We start from the raw sequence: 4,061 nt of genomic DNA on the forward strand, positions 1-4,061 counted from the left end.
GCAGGTGGTAGGCCACGCTCGCCGCACGATCCAGTTGGTCCAGAAACCATAGCCGCTGTTGAGACCAGGATAGGCGCAATGGCTGATCGCGGTCCGCATGCACAATGGCGGGCTTGCGCTCCGGAACCAATGGTGTCGCATTTCGCTGAAGTCGCCGAAGCAGTAACTCCCGTCGCATCGACTCAATCTTGGCCAAATCCATCTCAGACATCGTTTTCCCACTCATCCCCAGTTGCAGTAAAAAGGCGACGGACCGTCGTTACCCGCTTATCTCGTCATGATCCTTGGAATCAAGCAGGGCTCGGATATCCTCAGCCGAAAGATCGGACAATTCACCGCTAATTCGGTCAATGTCGTCGGTCGAGAAGAGTTCGATTTGCCCATTCATAACGATGAGCGCCAACGATGCAATGGTGGGCGCATTGATGATTTTGGCCAGTGGAATATCGATCCCGAAGTTGTCCCGCAGTCGCGTAAAGAGCTGGATGACCAGCAGCGAATGACCGCCGAGCTCGAAGAAATCATCGTGGCGGCCGACGCGCTCCACGCCCAGCAGTTCGGACCAGATCTCGGCCAGGCGTTGTTCGATTTCCCCTTGCGGGGCTTCGTACGCGCGGTGGGCCAAGGCTTCGCCGTCCGGCGCCGGTAGCGCCTTGCGATCGAGCTTGCCGTTGGGAGTGACTGGCAAGACATCCAATGGCACGAACGCGGACGGGATCATGTAGTCCGGCAACTGCTGGGCCAGATGTCCACGCAAGACCAAGGCATCGATCGCCGCATCAGCCTGTGCGGTGACATAGGCGACCAAGCGCTTATCACCCGGCACATCCTCGCGGGCAAGCACAACCGCCTCGCGCACGGCCGGATGTTCGGCCAGGCGCGCCTCGATCTCGCCCGGTTCGACGCGGAAGCCGCGGATCTTCACCTGCTGATCCGCACGTCCGATGACTTCAAGACTGCCATCGGGGCGATGCCGCGCCAGATCACCGCTGCGATACATACGCCCACCGGGTTGAGCACAGAACGGATCCTGCAAAAAGCGTTCGTCAGTCAACTCGGGCCGATTCAGATATCCGCTTGCTACGCCCACTCCACCGATATAGATCTCACCAATAGCGCCCGATGGCACGGGTTGACCGTGATGGTCCAGCAGATAAATACGCGTGTTGGGGATAGGGCCGCCGATGGATGGAAGTGCCTGCCATGTATCCACCGCTTCCGGCATGGTGAATTCGGTAACAACATGGGATTCGGCGGGTCCATATTGGTTGTGCAAACGGCAATGCGGCAGCCGCTTGAATAATTGCTGGATGGCCGGAGTGATTCGTAATTGTGCTCCTGACGTACTGACGTGCCTCAACGCTGGAAAATGTGCCCCTGTATCCATCGCTGCTTCAGCGAGACTTTGCAACGCGACGACGGGAAGGAACAGGCGTTCGACATGCTGGCTTTGGGCATATCGAATCAATTCGAAGGGGTCTTGACGTATAGCTTCATCGACCAAAACCAGGCAGCCACCGGCGCATAGCGTGGCTGCGATTTCCTGGAAAGCGACATCGAATCCGAGCGCTGCAAACTGCAAGGTCCGCAACTGGCCTGATGGATGAGTGACCGCATGGTTCTGCCAGTGAATCAAATTGACCAAGGGCTGATGTGACATGGCCACACCCTTGGGGCGGCCAGTGGAACCGGAGGTATAGACGACGTACGCGAGGTGAGAGGGCGTGAGCGCATGGATGTCCGGATCGGCGCCGGCGTCACTTGCAACATCACTGCAAACGCCATCATCCAGTGACAGATTGAGAAGGCCGCTTGCAGCGTCATCCCCCAAGGCTCTGCGACCGTTCGTATCCGTGAGGATCAGCAATGGCTGCGATTCGTGCAGTACTTCGGCCAAGCGTTGAGAAGGATAGCTGGGGTCCAGGGGCACGTAAGCCCCACCGGCCTTGAGGATGGCCAGCACTCCGGCCACCATGTGCGGATGGCGGTCCGCGCAAATGGCCACGCGGCTATCAAGTCGTACACCCAGGCTGATCAGGCGGTGGGCCAGCCGATTGGCCTGCGCATTGAGCTCGGTATAGGTGAGCTGGGTGTCATCCCGTACCACAGCGATGGCATCGGGCGTCTTGGCGACTTGCTCCTCGAACAGGTGCTGGACGCAACGGTCAGCCGGGTAAGGGGCCTCGGTCTGGTTCCAGGCGTGCAGCAGCAGTTCGCGCTCGGCCGCGGGGAGCACTTCGATCTGCCGCACTGGCTTGGTTGGGGCATGCTCCAGGGCCTCGGCCAGATGCTCCAGGGCGCATTGCATGAGATCACACATGCGCTCAGACGACAGACTGTTTACGACGCGAAATGTCAGCGCTAGCGTTTGGCCATCGTCATCAATGTTCAAATCAAAGGGGTAGTTGTTGTGCGCCTGTCCGCCGAAGAACTCGATACCTTGGAAGAGGTGGCGGGCGGCGCCGTGGTTGGACACACTGGCATCGGTAGCGCGGTTGTGCCGATAGTTGAGCAGGGCACTGAACAAAGGCGTAGGTGCTACCACATTGCTGCAGCGTTGCGCCAACATCAGCGAGGCGTGCTCGTGCTGCAGTAATTCGGCCAGGCGCTGATGCGTTTGGCGCACGCTTTGTTCCACTGCCGTGTTATCCAGATCCAATCGCAGCGGCAGCGTGTTGATGAACGGACCGATTGCCCGTTCAAGCCCCTCACCACCTTGCAGGCGCCCAAACAGCACCGTGCCGAACACCACCGTTTCGCGATTACTGCAGCGCGCCAGCACTTGGCCGAAGGCTACATGGCAGAGGCTGGCCAGGCTCACGCCCAGGCGTCGTGCGTGATGGCGTAGACGATCGCTCAAGGTCTGCGGCAGCGGGCGGTGGCATTCGCTGATGCCTTGTCCATCGAGATGCACGTCGTTCAGGCCAAACGGCAAGGTCGGCTCGTCGATGTCCCCCAGCATCTGGCGAAAGAAGGCCTCGTGGACGGCGGCATTAGCACCGAGCCTGACCTGCGCGACCCGATTGCGAAACGGCCGTGATGGCGCCAGCGTGTGGCTCTGACCCGTCAGAATGGCGGTCACTTCGTTCTGCAGCGTCTGCATTGTCGTGTTGTCGCCAATCACGTGGTGTTGCATGTACACCATCACCCAGCGCGAACTGCCTGGCTCTTGGGCAATGAAAAACCGCAACAGAGGCGCCTGGGTCAGATCGATACGGGTATGCCGCGAGTTGAAGCGTTGCGCCAACTGCTCGCTGGCAAGGCCACTCTCCGCGTCCAGCACGACTTCGGTGACTGACAACGGAGCGTTTCGCCACACCACCTGGGCCGGTTCGGACAAGCCTTGCCACACCAAAGCCGTACGCAGGATGTCGTGGCGGTCTACCACCTGCTGGGCTGCGCCCAGGAAGCGGTCCAGTACGTCGCGATCAGCAAAGGCGATCTGGCTGACCACCAGATAGGGGTCGCTGTCGCTGGTCAATAGATGGTGGAACAGGATGCCCTCTTGCAGAGGGGACAGTGCATAAATGTCCTGGATATTGGCCACCCCTCCCGGGACCTGAGCAACGATGCGGCTGATGTCGGCGTGGGTCAGGGTTATCAGCGGCAGCATGTCTGGGGTGATGCTGGTAGTGGCCGGGCCTATCGCATTAGGCGGCACATTTATTTGTGAATTTTCGTCTTGGTTATTTGATAGAAGGTGCCCAGACCTTAGTCGCTTTAATAGTTCATCTTTATGCTCGCGCAGTGATGCACGTAAGGATTCAGTCAAGACGCCATCCGGCGAGCTGACTAGAAGCCGGTCCTGTTCGCACCATATGGCGATATTGTTATCCGCCAGGTTTTTTATCAGCGCTTCTACATTCATATCAAAATTCCTCAAATTGCCGCGTCACTCGCGCCAACTCGGAAAGCGTTGAGTGAGTGAAAAGGGCCTGCGTAGCGACATTTAAGCCTTGTCTTCGCAAGCGCTCGATCATGCGTATGACCAGCAACGAATGGCCACCCAGTTCGAAGAAGTGATCGTGGCGGCCGATGCGTTCGACGCCGAGCAGCTCCGA

General features: G+C 58.9%; 3 protein-coding genes and 1 pseudogene. All 4 read right to left on the reverse strand.

Annotated features, from left to right (window positions below; genetic code table 11):
* Window positions 1-202, reverse strand: a 202-nt coding sequence (locus ISP18_RS00050) for a hypothetical protein (RefSeq protein WP_404559216.1), incomplete at its 3' end; no start/stop codon positions are given.
* Window positions 203-259: 57 nt separating this feature from the next.
* Window positions 260-3,613 carry a non-ribosomal peptide synthetase gene (locus tag ISP18_RS00055; protein WP_380017593.1) on the reverse strand — a complete coding sequence of 1,118 codons (3,354 nt, stop codon included), beginning with the start codon at window positions 3,611-3,613 and terminating at the stop codon, window positions 260-262.
* A 108-nt stretch (window positions 3,614-3,721) separates the two neighbouring features.
* Window positions 3,722-3,868 (reverse strand): annotated as a pseudogene (locus ISP18_RS00060) (TubC N-terminal docking domain-related protein); the annotation flags it as partial.
* Window position 3,869: 1 nt separating this feature from the next.
* Window positions 3,870-4,061, reverse strand: a 192-nt coding sequence (locus ISP18_RS00065; protein ID WP_404559217.1) for a phosphopantetheine-binding protein, incomplete at its 5' end; no start/stop codon positions are given.

This window comes from Dyella humi, assembly GCF_044904605.1.
Classification (GTDB): Bacteria; Pseudomonadota; Gammaproteobacteria; order Xanthomonadales; family Rhodanobacteraceae; genus Dyella_B; species Dyella_B humi.

Coding starts and splice junctions, on each gene's coding strand:
- ISP18_RS00055 (WP_380017593.1), bottom strand. CDS start 3,613: ATGCTGCCGCTGATAACCCTGACCCACGCCGACATCAGCCGCATCGTT.